Annotated in this window: 22 protein-coding genes; 9 read left to right on the forward strand and 13 right to left on the reverse strand. The window is 70.7% G+C overall.

Annotation, left to right across the window (positions count from 1 at the left end; translation table 11 throughout):
* Positions 1-199: 199 nt before the first annotated feature.
* Positions 200-1,144, reverse strand: coding sequence for an SCO0930 family lipoprotein (locus tag AB0D27_RS05160; RefSeq protein ID WP_362502163.1), 945 nt, complete (start codon positions 1,142-1,144; stop codon positions 200-202).
* Positions 1,145-1,838: 694 nt separating this feature from the next.
* Here AB0D27_RS05160 and AB0D27_RS05165 point away from each other — a divergent pair.
* The 3 genes from AB0D27_RS05165 to AB0D27_RS05175 all read left to right on the forward strand — a co-directional run bounded on the left by AB0D27_RS05165 (position 1,839) and on the right by AB0D27_RS05175 (position 3,408).
* Entirely contained in the window at positions 1,839-1,997 is a 159-nt protein-coding gene (locus AB0D27_RS05165) for a hypothetical protein (protein WP_362502165.1), read from the forward strand.
* A 16-nt stretch (positions 1,998-2,013) separates the two neighbouring features.
* Entirely contained in the window at positions 2,014-2,778 is a 765-nt protein-coding gene (locus tag AB0D27_RS05170) for a hypothetical protein (protein ID WP_362502167.1), read from the forward strand.
* 222 nt (positions 2,779-3,000) lie between these two features.
* On the forward strand, positions 3,001-3,408 hold the full coding sequence (locus tag AB0D27_RS05175) for a hypothetical protein (RefSeq protein WP_362502169.1): 408 nt from the start codon (positions 3,001-3,003) through the stop codon (positions 3,406-3,408).
* Between the two features lie 145 nt (positions 3,409-3,553).
* Here the strand turns inward: AB0D27_RS05175 and AB0D27_RS05180 are convergent, their stop codons facing one another.
* Positions 3,554-4,441: a hypothetical protein gene (locus tag AB0D27_RS05180; protein WP_362502171.1), complete on the reverse strand. Its 888-nt coding sequence runs from the start codon at positions 4,439-4,441 to the stop codon at positions 3,554-3,556.
* Positions 4,442-4,771: 330 nt separating this feature from the next.
* Between AB0D27_RS05180 and AB0D27_RS05185 the strand changes: the two genes are divergently transcribed.
* Entirely contained in the window at positions 4,772-5,446 is a 675-nt protein-coding gene (locus AB0D27_RS05185; RefSeq protein WP_362502173.1) for a class F sortase, read from the forward strand.
* A gap of 39 nt (positions 5,447-5,485) precedes the next feature.
* Here AB0D27_RS05185 and AB0D27_RS05190 read toward each other — a convergent pair whose 3' ends face one another.
* Both AB0D27_RS05190 and lysX read right to left on the reverse strand, forming a co-directional pair.
* Positions 5,486-6,322, reverse strand: a complete 837-nt coding sequence (locus AB0D27_RS05190; RefSeq protein WP_362502175.1) for a polysaccharide deacetylase family protein — start codon at positions 6,320-6,322, stop codon at positions 5,486-5,488.
* 81 nt (positions 6,323-6,403) lie between these two features.
* The gene (lysX, locus tag AB0D27_RS05195) at positions 6,404-9,688 is read right to left on the reverse strand and encodes a bifunctional lysylphosphatidylglycerol synthetase/lysine--tRNA ligase LysX (protein ID WP_362502177.1); all 3,285 of its coding nucleotides are present in this window, start codon (positions 9,686-9,688) and stop codon (positions 6,404-6,406) included.
* 99 nt (positions 9,689-9,787) lie between these two features.
* On the opposite strand from lysX, the gene AB0D27_RS05200 reads away from it, so the two are divergent.
* A complete protein-coding gene (locus AB0D27_RS05200; RefSeq protein ID WP_362502179.1) occupies positions 9,788-10,252 on the forward strand; it encodes a universal stress protein in 465 nt (154 codons plus the stop codon).
* Between the two features lie 28 nt (positions 10,253-10,280).
* Here AB0D27_RS05200 and AB0D27_RS05205 read toward each other — a convergent pair whose 3' ends face one another.
* Positions 10,281-11,435 carry a CapA family protein gene (locus AB0D27_RS05205; RefSeq protein WP_362502181.1) on the reverse strand — a complete coding sequence of 385 codons (1,155 nt, stop codon included), beginning with the start codon at positions 11,433-11,435 and terminating at the stop codon, positions 10,281-10,283.
* Positions 11,436-11,700: 265 nt separating this feature from the next.
* On the opposite strand from AB0D27_RS05205, the gene AB0D27_RS05210 reads away from it, so the two are divergent.
* The 3 genes from AB0D27_RS05210 (at position 11,701) to AB0D27_RS05220 (ending at position 13,713) form a co-directional block, all read left to right on the forward strand.
* Positions 11,701-12,246, forward strand: coding sequence for a sigma-70 family RNA polymerase sigma factor (locus AB0D27_RS05210; RefSeq protein ID WP_362502183.1), 546 nt, complete (start codon positions 11,701-11,703; stop codon positions 12,244-12,246).
* 136 nt (positions 12,247-12,382) lie between these two features.
* Positions 12,383-12,898: a hypothetical protein gene (locus tag AB0D27_RS05215; RefSeq protein WP_362502185.1), complete on the forward strand. Its 516-nt coding sequence runs from the start codon at positions 12,383-12,385 to the stop codon at positions 12,896-12,898.
* A 164-nt stretch (positions 12,899-13,062) separates the two neighbouring features.
* Positions 13,063-13,713, forward strand: a complete 651-nt coding sequence (locus AB0D27_RS05220; RefSeq protein WP_362502187.1) for a zf-HC2 domain-containing protein — start codon at positions 13,063-13,065, stop codon at positions 13,711-13,713.
* Between the two features lie 243 nt (positions 13,714-13,956).
* On the opposite strand, the gene AB0D27_RS05225 is transcribed toward AB0D27_RS05220, so the two are convergent.
* From AB0D27_RS05225 to AB0D27_RS05235, 3 genes are read right to left on the reverse strand one after another with little or no spacing between them, the layout of a single operon-like run.
* A complete protein-coding gene (locus AB0D27_RS05225; RefSeq protein ID WP_362502189.1) occupies positions 13,957-14,817 on the reverse strand; it encodes a DNA-formamidopyrimidine glycosylase family protein in 861 nt (286 codons plus the stop codon).
* A 35-nt stretch (positions 14,818-14,852) separates the two neighbouring features.
* Positions 14,853-16,928 (reverse strand): SpoIIE family protein phosphatase, encoded by a 2,076-nt coding sequence (locus AB0D27_RS05230; protein WP_362502191.1) that lies wholly within the window; start codon positions 16,926-16,928, stop codon positions 14,853-14,855.
* Between the two features lie 44 nt (positions 16,929-16,972).
* Complete coding sequence (locus tag AB0D27_RS05235; RefSeq protein ID WP_362502193.1) at positions 16,973-18,301, reverse strand: DUF6777 domain-containing protein; 1,329 nt, start codon at positions 18,299-18,301, stop codon at positions 16,973-16,975.
* Positions 18,302-18,418: 117 nt separating this feature from the next.
* Between AB0D27_RS05235 and AB0D27_RS05240 the strand changes: the two genes are divergently transcribed.
* Entirely contained in the window at positions 18,419-19,840 is a 1,422-nt protein-coding gene (locus AB0D27_RS05240) for a lipase maturation factor family protein (protein ID WP_362502195.1), read from the forward strand.
* Here the strand turns inward: AB0D27_RS05240 and AB0D27_RS05245 are convergent.
* Genes AB0D27_RS05245 through AB0D27_RS05265 form a run of 5 tightly spaced genes read right to left on the reverse strand, consistent with a single transcriptional unit; the run spans position 19,828 to position 24,077 of the window.
* Entirely contained in the window at positions 19,828-20,667 is an 840-nt protein-coding gene (locus AB0D27_RS05245; RefSeq protein WP_362502197.1) for an amidohydrolase family protein, read from the reverse strand. The genes AB0D27_RS05240 and AB0D27_RS05245 overlap by 13 nt on opposite strands.
* Positions 20,664-20,978 (reverse strand): L-rhamnose mutarotase, encoded by a 315-nt coding sequence (locus AB0D27_RS05250; RefSeq protein ID WP_362502199.1) that lies wholly within the window; start codon positions 20,976-20,978, stop codon positions 20,664-20,666. The genes AB0D27_RS05245 and AB0D27_RS05250 overlap by 4 nt, the downstream gene beginning before the upstream one ends.
* Positions 20,975-21,964 (reverse strand): aldo/keto reductase, encoded by a 990-nt coding sequence (locus AB0D27_RS05255; protein WP_362502201.1) that lies wholly within the window; start codon positions 21,962-21,964, stop codon positions 20,975-20,977. The genes AB0D27_RS05250 and AB0D27_RS05255 overlap by 4 nt, the downstream gene beginning before the upstream one ends.
* Positions 21,961-22,725 carry an SDR family oxidoreductase gene (locus AB0D27_RS05260; protein ID WP_362502203.1) on the reverse strand — a complete coding sequence of 255 codons (765 nt, stop codon included), beginning with the start codon at positions 22,723-22,725 and terminating at the stop codon, positions 21,961-21,963. The genes AB0D27_RS05255 and AB0D27_RS05260 overlap by 4 nt, the downstream gene beginning before the upstream one ends.
* Complete coding sequence (locus AB0D27_RS05265; RefSeq protein ID WP_362502205.1) at positions 22,722-24,077, reverse strand: L-fuconate dehydratase; 1,356 nt, start codon at positions 24,075-24,077, stop codon at positions 22,722-22,724. The genes AB0D27_RS05260 and AB0D27_RS05265 overlap by 4 nt, the downstream gene beginning before the upstream one ends.
* Positions 24,078-24,102: the final 25 nt, after the last annotated feature.

The raw sequence follows: 24,102 nt of genomic DNA on the forward strand, positions 1-24,102 counted from the left end.
GTACAGGCACGCCCTCGTACGTGTTCGCCCCCCGTACGCGCATGCCGAAGGGTCCGCCCCCTCCGTGCGGTGCGGAGGGGGCGGACCCGGGGTCGCGCGCGCTGCTGTCGTTCGTCCGGCACACTGGCTGTCTGCGTCCACTCCCTTCCGGGTTTCGTTGCTTGCTGGGCGAGTCGATCGACCCTGGGGAGGTGATCCTTTACTTCGGCGCGCCGACCGGCTTTCCGTCGGGCGCGACGGCGTACCACGTGCCGCCCACGCCCTGACCGTTGGTGTCCCCGGCGGCCGTGTCACCGGAGAAGGTGTAAATGGGCCAGCAGTTGACCGTCATCTGCTTGACGCCGTCCGGGCGGGTGAAGCCCATCAGGCCCTTCTTCTGGACGCCCTTGGTGTCGTTCGGGGAGACGATGCTCACCGCCGGCCACTTCTCCAGGCAGGCGCCGGTGCAGGCCGACTTCGAGACGGGCCAGGCCTGGTCCTTCATGAAGCGGTAGACGGTCATACCGTTCTTGTCGACGACGATGTCACCGAGCTTGGGGTCGTTGCGGACCGACAGACCGGGCAGGTCGGCAAGCGTCGCCTTCTTGCCGTTGGGGGCCGACGCGTACCAAGTGCCGCCCACACCCTGTCCCTTGGTTTCCCCGGCCTTGGTGTCCTTGGCGTACCGGTACATCGGCCAGCCCGCGATGGTCAGCTGCTTCGTGCCATCCGACCGGGTGACCTCGCCGAGCAGCGTCTTGTCCACACCGGTGGCGGCCTCGGCGCCCTCGGCGGGCACGGGCGGCCAGGCCTTCGCGCAGTCGCCGTCACAGGCGGACTTGGGCGGTTCGGCGGTGTCCTTGTCGAAGCGGTAGAGGGTGAATCCGGTGCTGTCCGTCAGCACCTTGCCGAGCTTCGTGCTTTCGGTAACGGAGAGCTGACCTGCCGATTCCGCCTGGGCCGCGGCGCTCTGCTGGTCCTTGGAATCGGCGCCGTAGCCATTGCCCACGGTGGTGCTCGTTCCGTAATCACCAGCGGCCGCGGTCGCACCCACGTTCTGGCTGCCCGTCGACTGGGTGCCTTGTTCCTGACCGCACGCCGTCGTGAGCGCCAGCACGGCCGCAGCTGTCGCCACGAGTGAGGCGCTCCGCCAGGAGGTCTTCATTGGTAACTCCCGCTGTTCGCATAAGTGTTGCGGCGCCCTGCTGCGCCGCGCATGGCCCTAGGTACGGGCGGCAGTGGCGGGAGTGTTCAACCGGCTCACAAATTTCTTTCCGAAACCTGTGACACGCACCGCGGTTCGCGCACCTGTGCGCACTCACCGGTGTTTCCCGCACAGCCCGTCAAACCACCAGGAGTCCCGCGTCCTCCCTTCGGGGGCAATACCCGGCACACCGGCGTGCGCCGGTGCCGCGCGTTCCATGATCTCCGTCGTGCATGGACCTCAACGGACCCGATCCGCCCTCGCCATACGGGTATTGGCGCTGCTGGCGCTCACCTGGCTCTTTGTCGGCGCGCCGAGCGGAACGGCGGCGGCCGACGCGTGTGCGTACGCCTCCACCGGCTCCGACGGCGACGGGACCACAGCGGTGGCCGTCGCGGGCAGCGGCGCGGTGGCGGTCGCCGGTCACACCACCTGGTGCCCGACCCCGACGCCGACACCCACCCCGACGCCGTCACCCACCCCGACGCCCACTCCGCCTCCCACGCCTACGTCCACTCCCACTCCCACTCACGCACCGAAACCCGAACCGCCGCCTCCACCGCCACCGCCGCCTCCCCCCGCGCCGGCACCGAGGCTCGTGCCACCGCGGCCGACGCCCGCCCCGACGCCGAAACCCACACCCAGGCCCACCCCGATGGCGCGCCCCAAGCCGTCGCCGGCCCCGGTGAGCTATCCGGCGTACCACACCCCCGCGCGGCGGCACCCGCCCCGCAGCGGCCCGTCGCTGGTCTCGCTCACCCTGCTCATCACCGCGCCCGCGGTGTTCGCCGTCGCGGCGCTGCGCCCGCGCTGACCCCTGGAGGCACACCTTGTCGGATTGGCTTGTTCTCGCCCTGGCGATGGCGGCCGCGTGCGTCGTCGTCCTCATCGTGGCGCTCGTACGCCACCGCAGGGCCCCCGAAGACGAGGATCCGTCCGAGACCCCGGACGTCATCGAGTACATGACGATGATGATCGGAGTGGTGTACGCCATCGTGCTTGGCCTGGCCATCGCTGGTGTCTGGGAGGCCCGCGGCGGCGCCCAGGACCGCGTGCAGACGGAGGCCCAGGCATTGCACGAGATTTCGGAGCGGGTCCGCGTCTACCCTCCCGACGTCCGCGAGCGCATCCGCGACGACGTCAACGCGTATGTCAGCCACGTCGTCCACACCGAGTGGAAGTCCATGGCCGACCAGGGTCATGTGACTGCCCAGGGCGGCCGGCTCTTCGACCGCATCCGCCAGGACGTCACCGACTATCAGCCGAAGACGGACTTCGAGGCCCAGGCATACCAGCCGCTCGTCGACCAGGTGACAACGGCGGACGCCGCGCGCAACGCCCGCGCCGACTCGACCGGGGCGACCATGCCGGGCGTGGTGTGGTTCGGGCTGATCACCGGCGCCGTGGTCACCGTCGGGATGGTCTTCGCGCTGCAGATCCGGCGCACCCCCCGCGAGCTGATCCTCGCCGGACTGTTCTCCGCCCTGATCGCCTTCCTGCTCTTCCTGATCTGGGACTTCGACGCGCCCTACAGCCGGGGGATCACCGCATCGGCGGAACCGTTCACGGCACTGTTCCCGCACCTTCACGGCTGACGGATCCTCAGCGGGGACCGGACGGCGGGGGACGGGCGCCACGCCGCGTCGGTCCCCCGGACGCGGGTACGCCGTCCCCTGTGCGGCCCACACGGTTGCCCCATTCGCGCGACTGCGATCGCGCCCGGGCGCAACCTTTTCTAGCGTTCCGATCACCGAGGTGCGTCTGGCACACGCGGAAGACGTCCGCAGCATGGCTCCTCGGGGACCCGGAGGCTCACCATGCACGCGATACGCGTCGCTTCGGCCGCACTGCTGGGCATAACCGCCGTGACCATCACCGCACCCGCCGCCTTCGCCGGTGACGGGGACAGCCACAACATCACCCCGTTCGGCTTCAGCGTCGGGCCTTCGACCATCACCGCGGGTGGTCAGGTCTCACTGCTGCTGTCGTGCGACGGCTTGAGCGGTCACACGGCTCTCACCGTCGCCACCGGCCGACCGAACAACCGCGCCCCTGTCCCGGTCCCCGCACAGCGGGGTGTCAGGGCCGGTGTCAGGGCCGGTGTCGGCGGCAGCGTCGGCGGCTTCGACCTGAAGGAGATCGGCAGGGGAGCCGTGCTCATCGCGGGTTGCGTCGGCACCGCGTGGTACCTCTCGCGCCGCCGCATCGCGTCCGACGACTCCTGAACGCACGTGACGGCTGTTCGCCCCGGATCCTTCGGGAGGGCCCGGGGTGAACAGCCGTCACGTGCGGTCTCCGGAACACGGCCTGTCTCTTGACGGACGGCCGGTCTCCGACGGGGGCAGGACCGGCCTGGCCGGGGCGCGCCGGTCAGATCCTCTTCTCGGACCTGCGGCGCAACCAGAACACGCCGCCGCCGATGACGGCCGCGGCCACCAGAGCGCCGCCGATCACCATGTCGGTGGGCGTGGCCCCCGTGGAGCTGCTGCCGCCGAGACCACCGCGGACACCGCCGATGACCGTGAAGGCCCTCGTACGGTTCATCGGGCCCGTCCCGACGCAGTTGGCTCTGACCTCGTACGAGCCGGGGCGGGCGTTGCGGTCGACGGTCACCGTTCCGCTCGCCGTGTCGTTGTTGCCCGGAACCCGCGAGAGGGTGGACCGCCGGAACGCGGGCGAGGTCATGGTGCCGCCGTTCCGGCATCTGTCGACCGTCACTGTCAACTGGCCGCCGGCGGCGATGACGGTGGGCATGGCGACGATGTTCCTCGCGCTGCTCCCGTTGTTGCCCGGCCGCCCGCCACCGTTGTCGTTGCCCGGCCCGTCCCCGTTGTTGCCGAAGCCACCCTCGTTGTTGTTGCCTGGGCCACCGCCGTTGTTGTTGCCGAAGCCGCCGTTGTTGTTGCCCGGTCCACCGCCGTTGTTGTTGCCGAAGCCACCGTTGTTGTTGCCCGGTCCACCGCCGTTGTTGTTGCCAAAGCCGCCGTTGTTGTTGCCAAAGCCACCGTTGTTGTTGCCCGGCCCACCCCGGTTGTTGTTGCCAAAGCCACCATTGTTGTTGCCGAAGCCACCATTGTTGTTGCCGAAGCCACCGTTGTTGTTGCCGAAGCCACCGTTGTTGTTGCCCGGTACAACAACAACGTTCCCGCTCTGACCGCCGCCCCCGTTGCCCATACCGTCCGCGACGGCCGCGGGGGCGGCGAGCCCGAGGACGGCGACCACAGTGGCCGCGGCCGCCAGGGCACGTGAGTTTCGCATGTGATCCTCCGCGGAAGACGCCCCGGGAACCGTCCCCGGTAGATCGGCGAGAAAACGCCTCCCAAACAGACCCTCAGATGCCCTGCACAGGGCCGCATTTCGAGAATGGTCCGTCCTGGTGAGAGGACACGCCGAGAGAATTCCACCAATGGGATATTGCCGCAGGTCACGGACCGTCAGAAAATTCCTGCCGCCGGCGACTCGGATGGCTCACGGCGGATGAACTCCGCCACCCGTTCGCCCGCGTCCCGTCGCTCGCCGGACGTGCTGCGCTTAGCGTTCTCATATGCGCGAGTGACGCGGCGACGGCCGCGTCGAGAGGGGATTCGAATGTTTGCGTCCGAGCTGGCCGAAGAGGAGGAGCAGCAACAGCAGAGGAAGCGCGCCCCGTGGGGCGTGATAGCGCTTGTTCTGCTGACCGGCCTCGCACTCATCCGGAACGGTTCCGGTGAGTTCGACGTGGGCCCTCCGCAGCCCGCTTCGGCAGCGGCAGCGGCAACGGACAGCCGCATTCCCAGTGGCATCTTTTCGAACGCCCCGGCCTCACTGCCGTACTCCATGGTCGACCGGGTGCGGATCCCGGCCATCCAGGTCGACGCGCCGGTCATGCCGGTGGGCCTGGACTCGGACGGCTGGGTCGGCGCGCCGCCGCCGGACGACTCGAATCTCGCGGGCTGGTTCACCGGCGCGGTCTCGCCCGGCGAAAAGGGCACGGCCGTGATCGTGGGCCATGTGGACAACATGCGGGGCCCGGCCGTCTTCTACGGGCTCGGAGGCCTCAAGAAGGGGAACCGGGTCGAGGTCCAGCGCAAGGACGGAAGGACCGCCGTATTCGAGATCTACGGCGTCGAGGTCTTCGCCAAGAGCAATTTCCCCGGCGATCGCGTGTACAGCAGCAAGGGCACCGCGGAATTGCGGATCATCACCTGCGGAGGTGGATTTTCCAAGCTGCACGGCTACGACGGGAACGTCGTCGTGTTCGCCCGCCTGGCCGAGGTTCGCTGAGCGTTCTCCGGCCGGACGGGCGAAAGCCCGTCGAGGGCGCTATGTGAATCGCCGTCGCGGCACCGTGATGTGATAGTCGGCATCCAGCAGTTGCGGCAGATACTTGCGCAGGGCCCGTACGCTCTGCGAGCGGTCGCCGCCCGCGTCGTGCGAGAGGACCACGACACCCGGGGCGGCGCCGCTCTCGACCCGGTCGACGATGGTGCGGGTGCCCGGCGTCGTCCAGTCGAGGCTGTCGACCGTCCAGGCCAGTGGCTCCATCCCCAGTTCGGCGCCGATCTGGAAGACCGCCCGGTTCCAGGCTCCGTACGGCGCGCGGAACCACACGGGCGGCTCACCGTAGGCGTCGTCGATGACCTCGCAGGTGCGCTCGATCTCGGAGTGGATCGCGGAGCGCGAGAGCTGGGTCAGCAGCGGGTGGGTCCAGGTGTGGTTGCCGACGATGTGTCCGTCGTCGGCCATCTCGCTCAGCAGGTCCTTGTTGTCGACGGCCATCTCCCCGCACACGAAGAAGATCGCGCGCACGTCGTACTCGCGCAGGGTGCGCAGGATGTCCGGGGTGTAGCGCGGGTCGGGCCCGTCGTCGAAGGTGAGCACCATGCTCCGGCCGCGACCGGACATGCGCAGGAACGGCTCGTGCCGGACGCGGGTCCGCGGGGGCCTGCTGCGCGGCGGGCCGTATCCGGCCATCGGCTGGAGGCGGTAGGCGGAGGGCTTGAGAGCGCGGCGGGCCTGCGCGCCCGAGACGGGAGGGACACTCCGCACCGGTGCTGCGGCCGGTTCGGCGGTCAGGACACGGGCCGTGCCCGCCGCCCCCAGGATGGCGGCGCCGGCGATCAACGCTCGGCGCCGGGTGAGCAGCTGATCCTTTTTCATGACTAATCAGTCACTCCGGGGAGGGATGGCGCGGCTGAGCAACACCGGTGCGGACCCACGAAAGCACCCGCCTGGACCATTTCAGCGGTGGCGCACCAGCGGGAACGGCAATGTCTCACGGATCGTCCGCCCGGTGAGGAACATGACCAGCCTGTCGACACCGATGCCGAGGCCCCCGGTGGGCGGCATCGCGTACTCCAGGGCGTCGAGGAAGTCCTCGTCGAGCTCCATCGCCTCGGGGTCTCCCCCGGCGGCCAGCAGCGACTGCGCGGTCAGCCGTCGGCGCTGCTCCACGGGGTCGGTCAACTCGGAGTAGGCGGTGCCCAGTTCGATGCCGAAGGCGACGAGGTCCCAGCGCTCGGCGAGCCGCGGGTCGGTGCGGTGCTGCCGGGTGAGCGGGGAGACGTCGGTCGGGAAGTCCTTGTAGAAAGTGGGCAGCTGGGTCTTCTCCTCGACCAGCCGTTCGTACATCTCCAGGACGACATCGCCGCGTCCGTCGTCCGCCGTGTACGGCACGCCCGCACGGTCGCACAGCCGGAGCAGCGTCTCCAGGGGCGTATCGGCGTCGACCTCCACCCCCAGGGCCTCCGAGACCGCGCCGTACACCGTCTTGACGGGCCAGTGCCCGGAGATGTCGTACTCGGTGCCGTCCTTGCGGGCGACGGGCGCGCCGAAGGCGGCGGTCGCCGCGCCCTGGATCAGTTCCCGGGTGAGGTCGAGCATCACGTCGTAGTCGGCGAACGCCTGGTAGGCCTCCAGCATGGTGAACTCGGGGTTGTGCTTGTAGGAGACGCCCTCGTTGCGGAAGGTGCGGCCCATCTCGAAGACCTTCTCCAGGCCGCCGACGCACAGCCGCTTGAGATACAGCTCGGGCGCGATGCGCAGATAGAGGTTCAGGTCGTAGGCGTTGATGTGGGTGGTGAAGGGCCGGGCGTTGGCGCCGCCGTGGATCTGCTGGAGCATCGGGGTCTCGACCTCCAGGTAGCCGCGGTCGAGCAGGCCCTGGCGCAGCGCCTGTACGGCGGTGGAGCGGGCCCGTACGACGTCGCGGGCGTCGGGGCTGGACACCAGGTCGAGATAGCGGCGGCGCACCTTCGCCTCGGGGTCGGCGAGGCCCCGGCGTTTGTCGGGCAGTGGGCGCAGGCACTTGCCGGTGAGCTGCCAGGAGGTGACGAAGACGGTGCGTTCGCCCTTGTCGCTGACGCCCGCGAGACCGCTCGCGGTGATGTGGTCCCCGATGTCGATGTCCCTGTGGAACCGTTCGAGGGCGGGCCCGGCGTCCTCGCGGGTGAGGGCCAGCTGGAGGTCGCCGGACCAGTCGCGCAGTACGGCGAAGACGATGCCGCCGAAGTCGCGTACCAGGATGACGCGCCCCGCGACCCTCACGTGGCCGCCCTCGCGGACCTCGGCGAGGGTGTGGGTGCGGGGCGGGACGCCCACCGGGTAGGGGTCGGTGCCGTCCGCGCGGAGCCGGTCGAGGGTGCGGTGCCGGATACGGACCTGTTCGGGCAGGCCCGCGGTGGGATCGTCGGCAACGGCGCCGTCCGCTCCTTCGAGGCCGAGGGCCGACAGCGACGGCAGGCCGGCCGTGGTAGCGGGTTCGGGTCCGCTCTTGGCCCGCCCCTTGCCCCAGAGCTTGCGCAGCGAGGGTACGGAGACGAAGCCCTCGGCGATGCCGGACGCGAGGCCGATGCGGGCGAGGGATCCGGTCTCGCCGTAACAGATGAAGCGGGGGTACCACTGGGGGTGGTACTTGGCGTTGGAGCGGTACAGCGCCTCCAGCTGCCACCACCGGGAGAAGAACAGAAGCAGTCGGCGCCAGATTCTGAGCACCGGTCCCGCACCGATGCGGGCGCCCTCTTCGAAGACCGAGCGGAACACCGCGAAGTTGAGCGAGATGCGCCGTACGCCGAACCTTCCCGCGACCGCGCACAGCTCAGCGACCATGAACTCCATGACCCCGTTGGGGGCGCGGCGGTCACGGCGCATGAGATCCAGCGAGACGCCGTCGCGACCCCAGGGCACGAAGGACAGCAGCGCGAGGAGCTTGCCGTCGCTTCCGATGGCCTCGACGAGGAGGCAGTCGCCGTCGCCAGGGTCGCCGAGGCGGTCGAGGGCCATCGAGAAGCCGCGCTCGGTCTCGGTGTCGCGCCAGGCGTCGGCCTTGTCGACGATCTCCTCCATCTCCTCGTCGGTGAGGGTGGCGTGACGGCGCACCCGGCAGGTGGCACCGGTGCGCCTGACGCGGTTGACGGCCTGGCGGGTCACGCGCATGTCGCGGCCGTCCAGGTCGAAGTCGGCCACGTAGAGGATGGCCTCGTCGCCGAGTTCGAGCGCGCCGAGCCCGGAGCGCGCGAACGCCTTCGCGCCGTCCTCCGAGGCGCCCATCACGGCGGGCGCCCAGGCGTAGCGGCGGGCCACGTCGAGCCAGGCTCCGATGGCGTGCGGCCAGGCCTCGCGGTCGCCGACGGGGTCGCCGCTGGCCAGGCAGACGCCGGCCTCGACGCGGTAGGTGACGGCGGCCTTGCCGCTGGGCGAGAAGACGACGGCCTTGTCGCGGCGGGTGGCGAAGTAGCCCAGGGAGTCGTCGGCGCCATACGCGTGGAGCAGGGCGCGGATGCGGGCCTCCTCGTCGCCGTGCAGGGCCGCCTCCAGGCGCTGGGAGCGGAAGAGGGTGGCGGCGGCGTTCAGCAGGGCGAGGGCGCCGAACAGGCCGAGGAGGAAAGAAAGGGCTCGCGGCGGACTCCCGTCGAAGGAGCGCCCGGAGACCAGGCCGCCGCAGACCCTGTTGGCCGCCCACAGCAGCTGCTGGCCCTCCGGCAGGGTGCCGGGGAACAGCGCGACCAGGCCCCAGCCGATCAAAATGGCCACGCCGAGCCCGGCGAGGAGCACGGCGAGGGCCCGCCACACGGCGCCGCGCCGGTGGGCCGCGTAGAACTCCTTGTGAGCCTGAGCCACGATCAGCAGCACCAGCGCCAGCCCGCAGACGACGAGCGACGGGAGCGCCTGGGCGTATGCGCCCTGTGCGATGTCGGGGATGTCGTCGAGGACGAGGATCGCGAGGTAGACGACGACCAGCCACCAGGCGACCTTCTTGCGGGCGGCGGTCGCGCCGGCCAGCAGGAACAGGAAGACGGCGTACGCGAGGTTGGCGCTGACCGGGACGGTCAGCAGGTCCAGGAAGTGCACGACGGGGCGCAGCAGGTCCCGCAGCGGCTCGATGAACGAGAGCAGGGCGCAGAGCAGGCCGAGGGCGCCGAAGAAGGTCGCGAAGCCCTCGGGCACCTTGCTGAGGAAGCCGCTCCGGGACGGCCGTGTCGGGCCCCTGGCGTCCTTCGGTGCGCGGGCCTCCACGGTGGCACTCATGGTTTCGACTGTAGGAAGCACGGCGCCCGCCCGCCCGTCGAGCACATTGCCTGCGCCCCCACGGAGGCGGGACCTGCGGTTTCCGATAGCCTCACAGCTGTGACGGAACAGCAGCACTCGCAGGGGTTCGAGCGGGGCACGGACGGTCCCAAGGTCATCGTCGTCGGGGTGGACGGCTCCGACTCCTCACTGCGCGCCGCGGCATACGCCAGTGGCCTGGCCCGACGGCAGCGCGCGCTGCTCGCCGTCGTGTACGTCCAGCCGGTGATGGCCGCCGGGGCGGCGCTCGGAGTCCCCGTCGCTGAGACGACCGACGAGATCGCCGAGGACCTCGTCGCGCAGATCCGGGACGCGGCCGAGCGGGTCAAGGACATATTCGATGTGCGCTGGGAGTTCCACACCTTCCGTGGCGACCCCTACAACGGCCTGGTCACGGCCGCGGACGAGCTCAAGGCGGACGCGGTGGTGGTCGGCGCGTCCGAGCAGGCGGGGCACCGGATCGTCGGGTCGGTGGCGATCCGGCTGGTGAAGGCTGGCCGCTGGCCGGTCACGGTCGTTCCGTAGCCCGCCCGCACCTGGTGGAGGCGGCCTCCTACTGCGCCATGACGAGCCCGTCCTTGGCCGCGCCCCGGCTCAGGACGACGTCCCGGATCCAGTCGCGTACACCGCCCACCTGGGCCCCTTGGCCCAGAGCGGCGTTGAGGTTGACGACACGACCGGCGTCGAGGTCGAAGGCCTGCGGGATGAACTCGGCCTTCGTCACCTCCCAGCGCCCGCCCGGGTGCGCCGGCGGGGTGAAGGTGAACCGTCCGATGGTGCTCTCGTTGCCGCGCGGATCCAGGACGCCCTGGTGGTTGAACGTCCCGCCGGCGATCTGGTCGCCCATGCCGTAGACGACCCAGGTGCCGTTGACCTTCTCGTACGCCTGCGGGACGTGCGTGTGCGTGCCGAGGATCAGGTCGATGTCCGGCCGCCCGTTCGTGCGGGAGGCGGTCAGCTGCTTGCTCAGGCTCAGTTGCCGCTCGTCCGGCGCGTCCTGCCATTCGGTGCCCCAGTGCAGGGATACGACGACCACGTCGGCGCCCGCCTTCCGGGCCGCGCGGGCGTCCGCGACGATCCGGGCGGGGTCGATCAGATTGACGGCCCAGGGCTCACCTTGCGGAAGCGGAAATCCGTTCGCGTCATTGGTGTAGGCGAGTTGGGCGACCTTGGCGGTGCCCGCCCGCATCAGCGTGACGCTGCTCGCCTCCTCTGCCGTGCGGGCCGATCCCGCATGCCGCACGCCCGCCCGGTCCAGTGCGTCCAGGGTGCGATGGATGCCGGCGGCGCCGTCGTCCAGGGTGTGGTTCGAGGCGGTGGCGCAGGCGTCGTAGCCGGTCGCGGCGAGGCCCCCGGCCACCTGCGGCGGGTACTCGACGATCGGGTATCCGGTGTAGTCGCCGTCCGGGCCGTACACCGTACCCACGTGACAGATCGCCAGGTCGGCAGCCGTCACGACGGGTTGGACCGCCGCGAGCATGGGCCGGAAGTCGTATCCGTTGCCTCCCGCGTCGGAGTGGGCCCGCTCGATGATCGAGCTGTGCGGCAGCACGTCACCGGTGGCGACGAGGGTGAACCCGGGTGGCGCGGCCGGGGCCGCGGGGTGGCCTGCCGGCCGGGTCGGCCGATCCTGGGCCTGACAGCTCGCGGCGGCCGCGACGAGTACGGCCGCGAGGACCAGTGTGGTCTGTCGCCTGCGTGTGATCATGCCCAGCCCCAATGCGGTCATATGAAGAAGAAGTGACATGAATCCACATGCGAGGGCAGCCAGGAGTCAAGGCGCAACGCACGCTCCTAGCCCGTCCGGCGCCTGAGGACGAGCCCGTTAGGGCGACAAGGGGGGTCCGGGGGCAGCGTCCCCGCGAGGCCCACTGAACCGTTCGCCGAGCCGTTCACCGACGGCATCGACCGCCCACCGCACAACCGTGTCCGGCCCCTGTCCCCGCGCAGCGGCACCCGCTGGCATACAGGCCATGACGGCCGGAACCACCATCACGCACGGGACGACCGCCGAGCACGAGCTGGCCGCGCTGCAGCGCGAACACGGGCGGCCCCTCTTCGCGCTGCTGCTGCGCCTGTCCGACGGCGACCGGCAGCGCGCCGAGGACCTGGTGCAGGAGACGTTCGTCCGCGCCTGGCAGCACCCCGAGGCGCTGCGGGCCGACGACTTCGACTCGGTACGCCCCTGGCTGCTCACCGTCGGCCGGCGGCTCGCCATCGACGCGCGGCGGGCCCGCCAGGCGCGGCCCCCGGAGGTCGGGGACGCGGTCCTCGAGAGTGCGCGTGTGTGTGCCGATCACGCCGAACGGTCGGCGGCGACGCTCGATGTGCGGGAGGCTGTGAAGACACTCACTCCGGAGCACCGTGAAGTCCTGGTGCAGGTGTATTTCCAGGGGGCGAGTGTGGCGGAGGCCGCCGCGGCGCTCGGAATTCCGCCCGGTACCGTGAAGTCGCGCGCGTACTACGCGCTGCGCGCCCTGCGCCGGGTCCTTCCGGGATACGCGGCCGACCTGCGGTGAAACCGAAGGCCGAGTCAAACCTCCGTAAAGCGCCTTGCTGAGGACCATGGTTGAGCACTCAGCTTGCTTTCATCCGTGTTCCGGACTGGGGGCCGGGTTCGGGCGACGCGCACGTACCGGAGGAAGGCGGGAAGGGATGCTGCACAGAGGTCAAGAGAGCACGGACGGCACCGGCGGGGGCGAACTCACCGTACCCATGGCCTGGTTGTACGCCGAGTACATCGCCGACGAACTGCTGCGGACCGGCGACCTGATGCCGCCCACGTCCTTCGAGTTCCGCGCCGGGCGCGACGCCCTGGCGCTGACCATCTTCCTCGCGGACAGCGGCGGTGAGCTGTCCGGGATCAGGGTCGTCACCCAGCTGGAGACCTGGCTTTCGCTGACGGCGTACGACCAGCCGTGGCAGGACTGGGTACGTGAGCACATGGCACGGCGCTTGTCCGAGGCGGCCGAATCAGGCGCCGACGACCCCGACTTGGAGCTGGCGTCGGCGGCCTGGCGATGGCTGGAGGAGACCGAGCTGCTCGCCCCCGACCTGGACGCGGTGCCAGGCGGCGGCCCGGTACCGGGCGAGGACGACGGCCCCAAGGTGTGGACGCCGGCGTGGCGGCTGGGGCTGCCTCTGGGGCATCTGGCGATCCACCTCTTCTGAGCGACTTTTTTCGGCTCGCACCAATCCGCGGGCCCTCTTGCTCCGAATGTCCTGGCCGCTATTCCGGATGGGCCTTGAGTGATTCGACGGTCTGGTGCGTACCGGTGTGCAACAGCAACACCACCCCCACCCCGCACCATCGCCACGAGGATTCGGTATTCGGTATGAGGTCCCTGGAAGGGCATCGTGACGTCGGCGCCTACGCGCTCGGCGTGCTGGACGAGGCGGAGGCCTTCCGCTTCGAGGACCACCTCATGGAGTGCCCCAGCTGTACGGCGCACGTGAGTGAGTTCCGGCCCGCCACACGGCAGTTGATGCTGTACCGACGGGCCACACCGCGCTTCGTGCATCCCTTCGCCTCCGCCGGGCCCCGGCTGCTCGACCGGCTGCTCGGCGAGGTGGCTTCGCGAAACCGGGCCGGGCGCAGGCGCTTTCTGTACGCGGTGGCGGCCTCGGTGGTGTTCGCGGCGGGCGGTCCCGCGATCGCGATCGTGACCGCGCGGGATTCCCAGTCGACGCAGATCGCCGCGACGGACGCGCGGACCGGTGTGTGGGCTCAGGTCACGACCCAGGACCGGGACTGGGGCAGCGAGGTGAACGTCGAGGTCAAGGACGCCGGGGGCCCTCGCCCCTGTCAGCTCGTCGTCGTCGGCAAGGACGGCTCGGAGCAGACAGTGGCGAGCTGGATGGTGCCCTCGCACAACCCCAAGGCCACCAGCGTGCAGGGCGGTGCCGCTCTGCGGTCCAAGGAGATCAGCGGGTTCCAGGTGCGCACGATGGACGGCAAACGCCTGGTGACCCTCAAGTCCCACTGACCTCCGTCGCGTCCGGCCGACGCGGGCCCGGGCGGTGTCCGGTCATGTGAGCAGCCGGGACATCGCAGGTGCGGGCCGTCCGAGCGGCCGAGACATCGCCGACGTGTGGTCATTCGAGCCGCCGGGACCTCCTCGGCGCGCGGTCATTCGAGCAGCCGGGACCTCCTCGGCGCGTGATCATTCGAGCCGCCGGAACCTCGCCGGCGCATGGTCATTCGAGCAGCCGAGACATCCTCGGCGTGGTCATTTGAGCAGCCGGGACATCCTGCGGTCCGCCAGCGGCTTGCCGCCGGTCTGGCAGGTCGGGCAGTACTGCAGCGAGGAGTCGCTGAAGGAGACCTCGCGGATGGTGTCGCCGCAGACCGGGCACGCCTCGCCCGCTCTCCCGTGCACCCGCAGCCCGCTCTTCTTCTCCGCCTTGAGACGGCCCGCGGCCAGCCCGTGGGAGCGCTCGACGGCCTCGGTGAGCGTGGAGCGCAGCGCCTCGTACAGCCGCCGGGTCTCCTCGGGGGTCAGCGAGGAGGCGAGCTTGAAGGGCGACATCTTGGCGGCGTGCAGGATCTCGTCGCTGTACGCGTTCCCCACACCGGCGATCAGGCTCTGGTCGCGCAGCGCGCCCTTCAGCTGTCGCCGCTCGTCCGCCAGCAGTCCGGCCAGACGTGCCTCGTCGAAGTCGGCGGCGAGCGGATCGGGGCCGAGACGGGCCACCCCGGGGATCTCCGCCGGGTCCCGGACGACGTACACGGCAAGCCGCTTCTGGGTGCCGGCCTCGGTGAGGTCGAAGCCCTCGCCGGTGTCCAGCGCGACGCGCAGTGCCAGCGGGCCCTTGCCGGGGCGGGGCGGGGCGTCGGGCAGCGTGTCCTTCCAGTGCAGCCAGCCCGCGCGGGCCAGGTGGGTCACGAAGTGCAGGCCGTCCGCCTCGATGTCGAGGAACTTGCCGCGCCGGCGCACGGCCGTGACCTCGCGCCCCTCGAAGGCGGTGACGGGCGGGTCGTACGTCTTCAGGACGCTGATGGCGACGGGCAGTACGCGCACGACCTCACGGCCGACGAGATGGTCGGCCAGGAAGTCCTTGAGCGCTTCGACCTCGGGCAGTTCCGGCATACGTCCAGAGTGCCATCCGGCACCGACAACGGCTCTCAGTCCCGTTCCGGGACGATGAACTCGCACCACACGCACTTGCCGCCGCCACGGGCCTCCACGCCCCACACGTCGGTGAGGAGGTCGACGAGGAGGAGGCCGCGGCCCGAGACACCGGACTCACCGGCCTCGCGGCGACGCGGCAGGGCACTGGAGGCGTCCTCGACCTCGGCGCGGAGCCTGCGGTCGGGGCCGGCGAGGACGCGCAGGGTGACGATCGCGGAGCCCTCGGTGTGCATCAGGGCGTTGGTGATCAGTTCGTCGGCCACCAGCTCGATCTCGTCGGCGCGCTCGACGGCGCCCCAGGCCCGGACCGCGGCGCGGATCATGTGGCGGGCCTCGGTGAGCGCCTCGGGATCGCCAGGCGCGACATGCTGCTGGAGCCGTCCGCCCCAGCGCTGGTCGGTGAGACCGCGGCGGCGCAGCAACAGCAGCGCGACATCGTCGTCCCCGCCGCGCTCCTCGGCCACGTCGATGAGCCGGTCGGCGAGATCGATGACGTCGTCCGGACCGGAGCAGATCAGTTCCCGCAGGGTCTGCATGCCGTCGTCGAGGTCGATGCCGGGCTGTTCGACGAGGCCGTCGGTGTACAGCAGGAGAGCGTGCCCGGGGTCGAGTTCGATGCTCGTGACCGGGTATTCGAGGCGCCCGAACTCGGCGGACAGGCCGAGCGGAAGACCGCCGTCGAGGGGCAGCCTGCGGCAGGTGCCGTCGTTGTGCCGCACCATCGGGTCGATATGGCCGGCCCGGACCAGCTGGACCACGCCGGTGGACAGGTCGGCCTCCGCGTACAGGCAGGTCGCGAAGCGGTCGGTGTCGAGCTCGTCCAGGAAGACCGAGGCACGGGCCATCACCGTGGCGGGGGTGTGGCCTTCGGCCGCGTAGGCGCGCAGCACGATGCGCAGCTGGCCCATGACGGCGGCGGCGTGCGTGTCGTGGCCCTGGACATCGCCGATGACGGCGCCGACGCGACCGCCGGGCAGCGGGATCACGTCGTACCAGTCGCCGCCGATGTCCCGGCCGAGGGAGGCGGAGCGGTAGCGGACGGCGATGTCGGCGCCGGGAACGCTGGGGATGGAGCGCGGCAGCATGGCCTGCTGGAGCCCCTGGGCGAGGTCCTTCTCCTGCTCGTAGAACATGGCACGCTGCAGGCTCTGCGCGATGCTGCTGCCGAGGGCGACGAGGATGTTGCGCTCCTCCGGCGAGAACCCGCGCCGGTCGTTGTAGAGCAGGCCTATCGCGCCGATGGGCCGGGCCTGCACGATGAGCGGCAGATACGCGGCCGAGGTGATGTTCAGGTCGGTGATGTGCGGCCACAGGTCGGGGTACGACTCGGCGAACTCCTCGGGTGACTCTATGAAGTGCGGCGCGAGATTGCGTACGACCTCGTTCATCGGATACCGCGCGTCGAGGCGTGTGACCCGGGTGCCGGGTACGTAGCTGTACTCGGGGCCCGCGGCGACCAAGCGGATGCGGTTGGCCTCCACCAGGCCCATCACCAGGCTCGTCGCGCCGAGGTGGGTGAGGCCATGGGTGTCCTCGAGGACGTCGATGACGTCCTGGACGGTGCGGGCGTGTGCGAGGGCGGCGGTGGTGAGCTGGACGACGCTCGTCTGCTGGCGTCGCACCTCGTCCTGGGCGGCCTGCTCGCGACGCGCCTCGCTCTCGCCGAGTTCCTGAGTGGCGTCCCGGACGATGCCGATGATCCGGCGCGGGCGTCCGTTCTCGTCGCGGCGGATGTATCCCTGGCTGTGGGTCCAGCGCAGGGAGCCGTTGCGGCACCGTATGCGGAAGTACGCCCCGTAGTTCTCGCTGCCGTCCTTGAGGGCCTGGGAGACCAGGGTGTCGAGGCGTATCGCCTCGGCCGGGGGCACCCGCACGGCCAGGGTCGCCGGGTGGTTGTCGTACTCGTCGGGGCGCACGTCAAAGACCTCGTGGGCCTGGGCGTCCATGTGCATCAGACCGGTGCCCAGGTCCCAGTCGAAGCTGCCCATGCGGTTGAGCGCCAGGATCGGATCCGGGTGGGCGGGCCAGTCGTCCGGGAGTGACAGGGCACTCGCTCCCCGATCAACCATGGGGCCACCATGCCAGGATTTGCCCGATTATTCGACTCGGGCAGTCAGCTGTCGAAGACGTCGGTCGGGGAGTCGAAGATGCTGTCCGGGACGGTCGGCTCGTCGGGGATCAGACCGCCGCCGTCGGGTAGGTCGGGGCTGTCCGGGACGGTGTCGGGACCGATGTCCTCGCTCGACGGGCTCGACCCGCTCGAGGAGTCCGGTGGCAAGGAGGGCTCCTCGGACGGGGACCGGCCGGGGGTGGTGGTGTCCGTGCCGGGAGGAGTGCTCCGGCCCGAAGGGGTCAGTGAGCCCTCCGGCGGGGCCGGGACGGTGGCCGTCGGGCACCGCGAGGACGCATCCGCCAACCTCTGGGTGGGGCTCTGGTCCGGGGCGCTCTGCGTCGCCCCCGGCGTCACGGTCACGGTCGAGTGCGGTGTGGCGCAGTCCGACGCCGATCCGTCCGGACGCGGGCTCTCCTTGCTCGGCGAGGCGCTGGAGGAGGAGTCGTGCGGACGCGGGGACGAGTCGTGCGGGTGCGGGGAGGATTCGTGCGGGTGCGGGGAGGATTCGTCCTCGTGCGGGCGCGGCATCTGCGTCCAGTCGTCGGGCGGCGGTACGGCGTGGTCATGGTGATGGCCGTCGTGCCCGACCGGCCGCTCGATCCATGTGTTGTCGACGATGTTGATGATCGTGATGTTGGTGATCGCGGTGGGCGCCGGGGTCACCACGATGACCTCCGTGGGCCGGTACCCGGACCAGGACCGGCCCTGGCTGCGCGGGCTCCCCTGGGATGCGGCGGGCGCGTCGACGGGGTTGCCGCAGGCACAGCGGACGCGAGGCACGCCCCGAGTGTCGATGAGGACGGCGGTGCCCGCCTGGAGCACCGACTGGAAGCCGGTCGCCCGCCCGTCGCTGAACCCGTGGTTCGTCACGCGCGTGTCGGCGCGCAGCACGACCGAGGTCAGAGCCCGCAGATAGGCCGGGATGGACGCCTGCGGGATTCCCGAGGCCTGGGCGAAGGCGCGCGCCTTGCTGCGGTCCGCGGCGAGGAAGCGGATCTGCTTCTCGACGTCGCAGCTGCCGACGTTCTGGGTACCGCCGTAGAGGCCGGGCGTCGCACCCGAGAAGGAGCGCACGCTCCGCGTGTCGGGGGCGCCGCCGGCGGAGGTCGATTGCGGCGTTCGGGTGACGGGCGGCGGGGCCGGGGTGGAGGTGACGGTGGAGTCGGTGAAGGGGTCGGGACCCTGGGCCGCGACCGGCTCGAGGAAGACCTCATCGCCGGTCGAACCCCCGGCCGCCTTGTCCTTGTCGCTGTCGCCGCCGCAGCCGGCGACGAGGAGCGCCGCCGAGAGCGCGCAGGCCGTGACGAGGGCTCTGGTGGGTATATGCACCACGTTCTCCCGTTCATCCCGGGCAATTCGTCCCCCATTGTCTGCGTCACCCGCTCAAGGCACGCAAGCGGAGGCGGTCACCCAGCGTCACAATGGGAGAGGAGAGGAGCACTCACGGTGGAGTGGTTCGTCGTACCCGAGTACTGGCTGAGCCGGCTGGTCTTCCAGCGGGCGCTGGCCGTGCTGTACCTCGTCGCGTTCCTGGGCGCGGCGCTGCAGTTTCGAGCGCTGATCGGGGAGCGTGGGATGCTGCCCGTTCCCCGCTTCGTGGAGCGGGTGCCGTTCCGTCAGGCGCCGAGCGTGTTCCATCTGCGCTACTCGGACCGGTTCTTCGCACTCTGGTCCTGGACGGGCTGCGCGGTGTCGGTGGCGCTCATCGCCGGTCTGGACTCGCAACTGCCGCTGTGGGGGGGGATGGTGCTGTGGCTCGTCCCCTGGGCGCTCTATCTGTCGATCGTCAACGTCGGGCAGACGTGGTACTCGTTCGGCTGGGAGTCCCTGCTCCTGGAGGTGGGTTTCCTCGCGGTCTTCCTCGGCAACGACGAGGTGGCCCCGCCGGTCGTCGTCCTGTTCCTGCTGCGCTGGGTGCTGTTCCGCGTCGAGTTCGGTGCCGGGCTGATCAAGATGCGGGGCGACGCGTGCTGGCGAAAGCTGACCTGCCTCGACTATCACCACGAGACACAGCCGATGCCGGGCCCGCTGAGCTGGTTCTTCCACCATCTCCCGAAGCCGTTCCACCGGGTCGAGGTGGCCGCCAACCATGTGACCCAACTCGTCGTCCCGATCCTGCTCTTCGCCCCCCAGCCGATCGCGACGGCCGCAGCCTCGCTGATGATCCTCACCCAGCTGTGGCTGGTCCTGTCCGGCAACTTCGCCTGGCTGAACTGGATCACGATCGTGCTGGCCCTGTCGGCCCTGGAGATCCCCACGACGGCCCCGCACGTGGCCCCGGCACCGCTGTGGTACGAGGTGCTGGTCCTCGCGGTGGCCACCGGTCTGGTGGCTCTCAGCTACCGGCCGGCTCGTAATCTGATCTCCCGGCGCCAGATCATGAACCGCTCCTTCGACCCGCTCCATCTGGTCAACACCTACGGCGCGTTCGGCAGCGTCAGCCGGGTGCGCCACGAGGTGGTCGTCGAGGGCACAGCGGACGACATGCCGCGCGAGGACTCGGAGTGGCGGGAGTACGTGTTCAAGGGCAAGCCGGGCGACCCATGCCGCTGGCCGCGTCAGTTCGCGCCGTATCATCTGCGGCTCGACTGGCTGATGTGGTTCGCGGCCCTCTCCCCCGCGTACGCCGGTGCGTGGTTCTCGGGGTTCGTGGAGCGGCTCCTGGAGAACGACCGTGACACTCTGCGGCTGCTGCGCCACTCGCCGTTCCCCGCCGACGCCCCGCCCCGCTACATCCGCGCCCGCCTCTACCGCTACCGTTTCACGACCTGGCGCGAGCTGCGCGAGACGCGCGCGTGCTGGCACCGGACGTACGTGCGCGACTTCCTGCCGCCGACCCGGTTGGACTGGGCGGCTCAGAGGCGGTAGACGCGGGCGCCGGTGCCCTCGAAAACCGACGCGCGATCCTCCGCGCCGAGACCGCTCGTCAACTTCTCTGCCACACCGCACACTTGGGCATACGAGGCGGCCAACGTGCACACGGGCCAGTCCGAGCCGAACATCAGGCGGCTCGGGCCGAAGGCCTCCAGGACGGTGTCCGCGTACGGGCGCAGGTCGTCGACCGTCCATGTCGCGGGGTCCGCCTCCGTGACCATCCCGGAGAGCTTGCAGACCGTGTTGGTAAGCGCGGCCAGAGCGCGGACAGCGGTCGCCCAGGGCTCCATTGCACCGGTGGCGATCGGCGGCTTGCCCAAATGGTCCAGCACGAAGGTCAGTTCGGGGTGGTCCACCGCCGCCATCAGGCACGCGGGCAGCTGGTGAGGCAGCACGATCAGGTCGTAGACCAGTCCCGCCGCGGCGACGGCGGCGAGGCCGCGCCGTACGTCCGGACGCAGCAGCCACTCCGGGTCGGACTCGCCCTGCACCTGATGCCGGATCCCCTTGAGATACCGGCCGCCGGGCAGCTCCCGCAGCCGCGCCAGCTCGTCGGCCACGTCCGGCCGGGTCAGGTCGGTCCACCCGACCACTCCCGCGATCAGCTCGCTCTCTTCCGCGAGGGCGAGGAACTCCGGGGTCTCCTCGGCCACGGTGACCGTCTGGACGAGGACCGTACGGTCGACTCCAGCGGTCCGAGCCTCCGGTTCCAGGTCGGTCATCGCGAAGTCGTGCCGCAGCGGCAGGAGTTCAGGGCCCGTGATCCAGTCCTGGTCCCGCACGGAGAGGTCCCACACATGGTGGTGCGCGTCGAGGGTCACGGCAACTCCCACACCACGGGCAGTCCCGCGCCCGCGCCCTCGTCGGAGTAGTCGTGGACCACGTCGAGGAGTTCGGCCATGCGGGCCTGCCAGGCGATGTTGACCGGCAGCTTCTCCAGCTCCGCGAGCATGCGCCCGTAGTCCGCGCACTCCAGGACGTGGAACAGGTCGGTGCCGCTGCGCCAGATCGTCCACGAGGTGGCTCCGGCGGCGCGGATCGCGGCGGTCAGCTCGGCGGGGACCTCGCGGTGGGCGGCCTCGTACTGAGCGACGCGGTCCGTGCGGACCTTGGTGTGCAGGGCGACTCTCATGACGGCTCCGGTGCGGGTACGGGGGCGGCGGCGGCCAGCAGGCCTTCCGTCCGCAGTTCCTGCCAGAAGGCCCAGGGCACCGGTGTCGCGAACTGCTCGGCACAGTCGCGGACTTCGAGCGCCGAGCGCGCGCCGACCAGGACGCTCGCGACGGCCGGATGGGCGGCCGGGAAGGCCAGGGCGGCGGCGCGCAGTGTGGTGCCGTGCCGCTCGGCGAGCGCCTTCAGGCGCAGGGCGCGGTCCAGCAACTCCGGTGGCGCGGCGGTGTAGTTGTACGTCGCTCCGGGCCTCGGGTCCGCCAGCAGACCGGAGTTGAAGGCGCCGCCGACGACGACGGAGGTGCCGCGCCCCTCGGCGGCGGGCAGCAGGTCGGTGAGCGCCCGATGGTCGAGCAGCGTGTAGCGGCCCGCGCACAGCACCACGTCGACGTCCGTGTCGCGCACGAAACGGGTGAGCATCTCGGCCTGGTTCATGCCCGCGCCGATCGCGCCGACCACGCCCTGCGAGCGCAGCTTCTCCAGGGCCGGGTAACCCTCATGGAAGGCCTGCTCGGCGTGGTCGTCGGGGTCGTGCAGGTAGACGACGTCCACGTGGTCGACGCCGAGCCGTTCGAGGCTGGCGTCGAGGCCGCGGCGTACACCGTCGGCGCTGAAGTCCCAGACCCGCCGGTGCGTGGCGGGCACGGCGAAGCCGCCTTCCGCCAGGTCGTCGCCTCCCGCGTCGGTGGGCTCCAGGAGGCGGCCCACCTTGGTGGAGAGGGTGTACTCGGCGCGCGGCCGGTCGCGCAGGGCCGCGCCGAGGCGGCGCTCCGAGAGGCCGATGCCGTAGTGCGGGGCGGTGTCGAAGTAGCGGATGCCGCTCGCCCAGGCGGCGTCGACCGCCTCGTACGCCTGCTCGTCGTCGACCGCGGTGAACAGGTTGCCGATGCCCGCGGCGCCGAAGGACAGCTCGCTGACCTCGACGTCACTTGTGCCGAGCGTGCTCACTGGCCCTCCGGGCGCAGTCGCAGGCCTTGCATGCCGCCGTCGACGGCGAGCGCGGTGCCGGTGGTGGCGCCGGACAGCGGGCTCGCCAAGTAGGCGATCGCGCCCGCCACTTCGGACGCCGAGACGAGACGGCCGGAGGGCTGGCGGGCTTCCAGCGCGGCGCGCTCGGCGGTCGGATCGGCGGCGGAGTCGAGGAGGCGGGCGATCCACGGGGTGTCGGCCGTGCCGGGATTGACGCAGTTGACGCGGATGCCCTCGCGGAGGTGGTCGGCGGCCATGGCGAGGGTGAGGGACTGGACGGCGCCCTTGGAGGCGGAGTACAGGGCACGCTGGGGCAGGCCCGCGGTGGCCGCGATGGAGCAGGTGTTGACGATCGCCGCGTGCCCGGATGCCCGCAGATGCGGCAGGGCGGCGCGGGTGGTGCGGACCATGCCGACGACGTTGACGTCCAGGACCCGGTGCCACTGCTCGTCGTCGTTGGTCTCGACGGTGCCCTGGGCTCCGATGCCCGCGTTGTTGACGAGTACGTCGAGGCCGCCGAGGTCGGCGACCGCGGCGGCCACGGCCTCGCGCACGGAGGCGTCGTCGGTGACGTCGGCGCGGTAGCCGAGCAGCGGCTTCTCGACCGACGACGGGTCCAGGTCGAGGACGGCGACCTGGGCGCCGCGGGCGGCGAGGAGTTCGGCGGTGGCCCGGCCGATTCCGGAGGCGCCGCCGGTCACCAGGGCCTTCAGCCCGTCGAAGTCGTGAGAGACCGTCATGCGGCTGCTCCCTTGCGGTCGTTGACTGACTGCCGGGCGAGGTCGGCGGCCCAGAAGGTGCCGCCGGGGTAGGTGAACTCCGCGATGGACTCCGGCCGCATGGTGGCCGAGAAACCCGGCGCGGTGGGTGCCGAGTAGTGGCCCTCGCGGATCACCACCGGGTCGAGGAAGTGGCCGTGCAGATGGTCGACATACTCGATGACCCGGTCGTCGGTGGTGCCGGCGAGCGCCACGAAGTCGAACATCGACAGGTGCTGGACGAGTTCGCACAGGCCGACGCCGCCCGCGTGCGGGCAGACGGGCACGCCGAACTTCGCGGCCAGCAGCAGGATGGCGAGGTTCTCGTTGACGCCGCCGACGCGGGCCGCGTCGATCTGCAGGACGTCGAGGGCGCCGGCCTGGAGCAGCTGCTTGAAGACGATGCGGTTTTGCACGTGCTCGCCGGTAGCGACCTTGACGGGGGCGACGGCCCGGCGGACGGCGGCGTGGCCGAGGACGTCGTCGGGGCTGGTCGGCTCCTCGATCCAGTAGGGCTGGAACTCGGCGAGCGCCTTGGTCCAGGTGATCGCCTCGTCGACGTTCCAGCGCTGGTTGGCGTCGATCGCGATGCGGATGTCCGGGCCGACGACGGAGCGGGCCACCCGGCAGCGTCGTACGTCGTCCGCGAGATCCGCGCCGACCTTCAGCTTGATCTGCCGGAATCCGTCGGCGACGGCCTCGGCGGCGAGGCGGGTGAGCTTCTCGTCGTCGTAGCCGAGCCAGCCGGGCGAGGTGGTGTAGGCGGGGAAGCCGCGCGAGGCGAGCCGTGCGGCACGGTCCTCGGCCCCCGCCCTTCCGCGGCGCAGCAGCCCCAGCGCCTCCTCGGGCGTGAGCGCGTCCGTGATGTAGCGGAAGTCGACCTGACTGACCAGCCACTGCGGCTCGGCGTCCGCGAGCAGCCGCCACAACGGCTTGCGGGCGCGCTTGGCGGCCAGATCCCATACGGCGTTGACGACGGCGCCGATCGCCATGTGCATCACGCCCTTCTCGGGTCCGAGCCAGCGCAGCTGACTGTCGCCGATCAGGTCCCGGCTCAGCGAGCCCGGGTCGGCGCACAGTTCGTCCACGGACCGTCCGATCACATGCCCCCGCAGCGCGTCGATCGCGGCGACCTGGACATCATTGCCCCGCCCGATGGTGAAGGTGAAGCCGTGCCCCTCGGCTCCGTCCGCCGCGTCGCCGCGCAGCACGACGTACGCGGCCGAGTAGTCGGGGTCCGGGTTCATCGCGTCGGAGCCGTCGAGCTCGCGCGAGGTGGGGAAACGGATGTCGTAGGTGTCGACCGCGGTGATACGAGCGGCAGTTGGGGACACGGGAGGCCTTTCGGTCCGGGACACA

It is taken from the genome of Streptomyces sp. NPDC048415 (assembly GCF_040651675.1).
Classification (GTDB): Bacteria; Actinomycetota; Actinomycetes; order Streptomycetales; family Streptomycetaceae; genus Streptomyces.

Coding starts and splice junctions, on each gene's coding strand:
- AB0D27_RS05250 (WP_362502199.1), bottom strand. CDS start 20,978: ATGAGAGTCGCCCTGCACACCAAGGTCCGCACGGACCGCGTCGCTCAG.
- AB0D27_RS05165 (WP_362502165.1), top strand. CDS start 1,839: ATGGCGCGCCCCAAGCCGTCGCCGGCCCCGGTGAGCTATCCGGCGTAC.
- AB0D27_RS05225 (WP_362502189.1), bottom strand. CDS start 14,817: ATGCCGGAACTGCCCGAGGTCGAAGCGCTCAAGGACTTCCTGGCCGAC.
- AB0D27_RS05260 (WP_362502203.1), bottom strand. CDS start 22,725: ATGACGGTCTCTCACGACTTCGACGGGCTGAAGGCCCTGGTGACCGGC.
- AB0D27_RS05230 (WP_362502191.1), bottom strand. CDS start 16,928: ATGGTTGATCGGGGAGCGAGTGCCCTGTCACTCCCGGACGACTGGCCC.
- AB0D27_RS05205 (WP_362502181.1), bottom strand. CDS start 11,435: ATGATCACACGCAGGCGACAGACCACACTGGTCCTCGCGGCCGTACTC.
- AB0D27_RS05215 (WP_362502185.1), top strand. CDS start 12,383: ATGCTGCACAGAGGTCAAGAGAGCACGGACGGCACCGGCGGGGGCGAA.
- AB0D27_RS05175 (WP_362502169.1), top strand. CDS start 3,001: ATGCACGCGATACGCGTCGCTTCGGCCGCACTGCTGGGCATAACCGCC.
- AB0D27_RS05210 (WP_362502183.1), top strand. CDS start 11,701: ATGACGGCCGGAACCACCATCACGCACGGGACGACCGCCGAGCACGAG.
- lysX (WP_362502177.1), bottom strand. CDS start 9,688: ATGAGTGCCACCGTGGAGGCCCGCGCACCGAAGGACGCCAGGGGCCCG.
- AB0D27_RS05190 (WP_362502175.1), bottom strand. CDS start 6,322: ATGAAAAAGGATCAGCTGCTCACCCGGCGCCGAGCGTTGATCGCCGGC.
- AB0D27_RS05220 (WP_362502187.1), top strand. CDS start 13,063: ATGAGGTCCCTGGAAGGGCATCGTGACGTCGGCGCCTACGCGCTCGGC.
- AB0D27_RS05185 (WP_362502173.1), top strand. CDS start 4,772: ATGTTTGCGTCCGAGCTGGCCGAAGAGGAGGAGCAGCAACAGCAGAGG.
- AB0D27_RS05180 (WP_362502171.1), bottom strand. CDS start 4,441: ATGCGAAACTCACGTGCCCTGGCGGCCGCGGCCACTGTGGTCGCCGTC.
- AB0D27_RS05160 (WP_362502163.1), bottom strand. CDS start 1,144: ATGAAGACCTCCTGGCGGAGCGCCTCACTCGTGGCGACAGCTGCGGCC.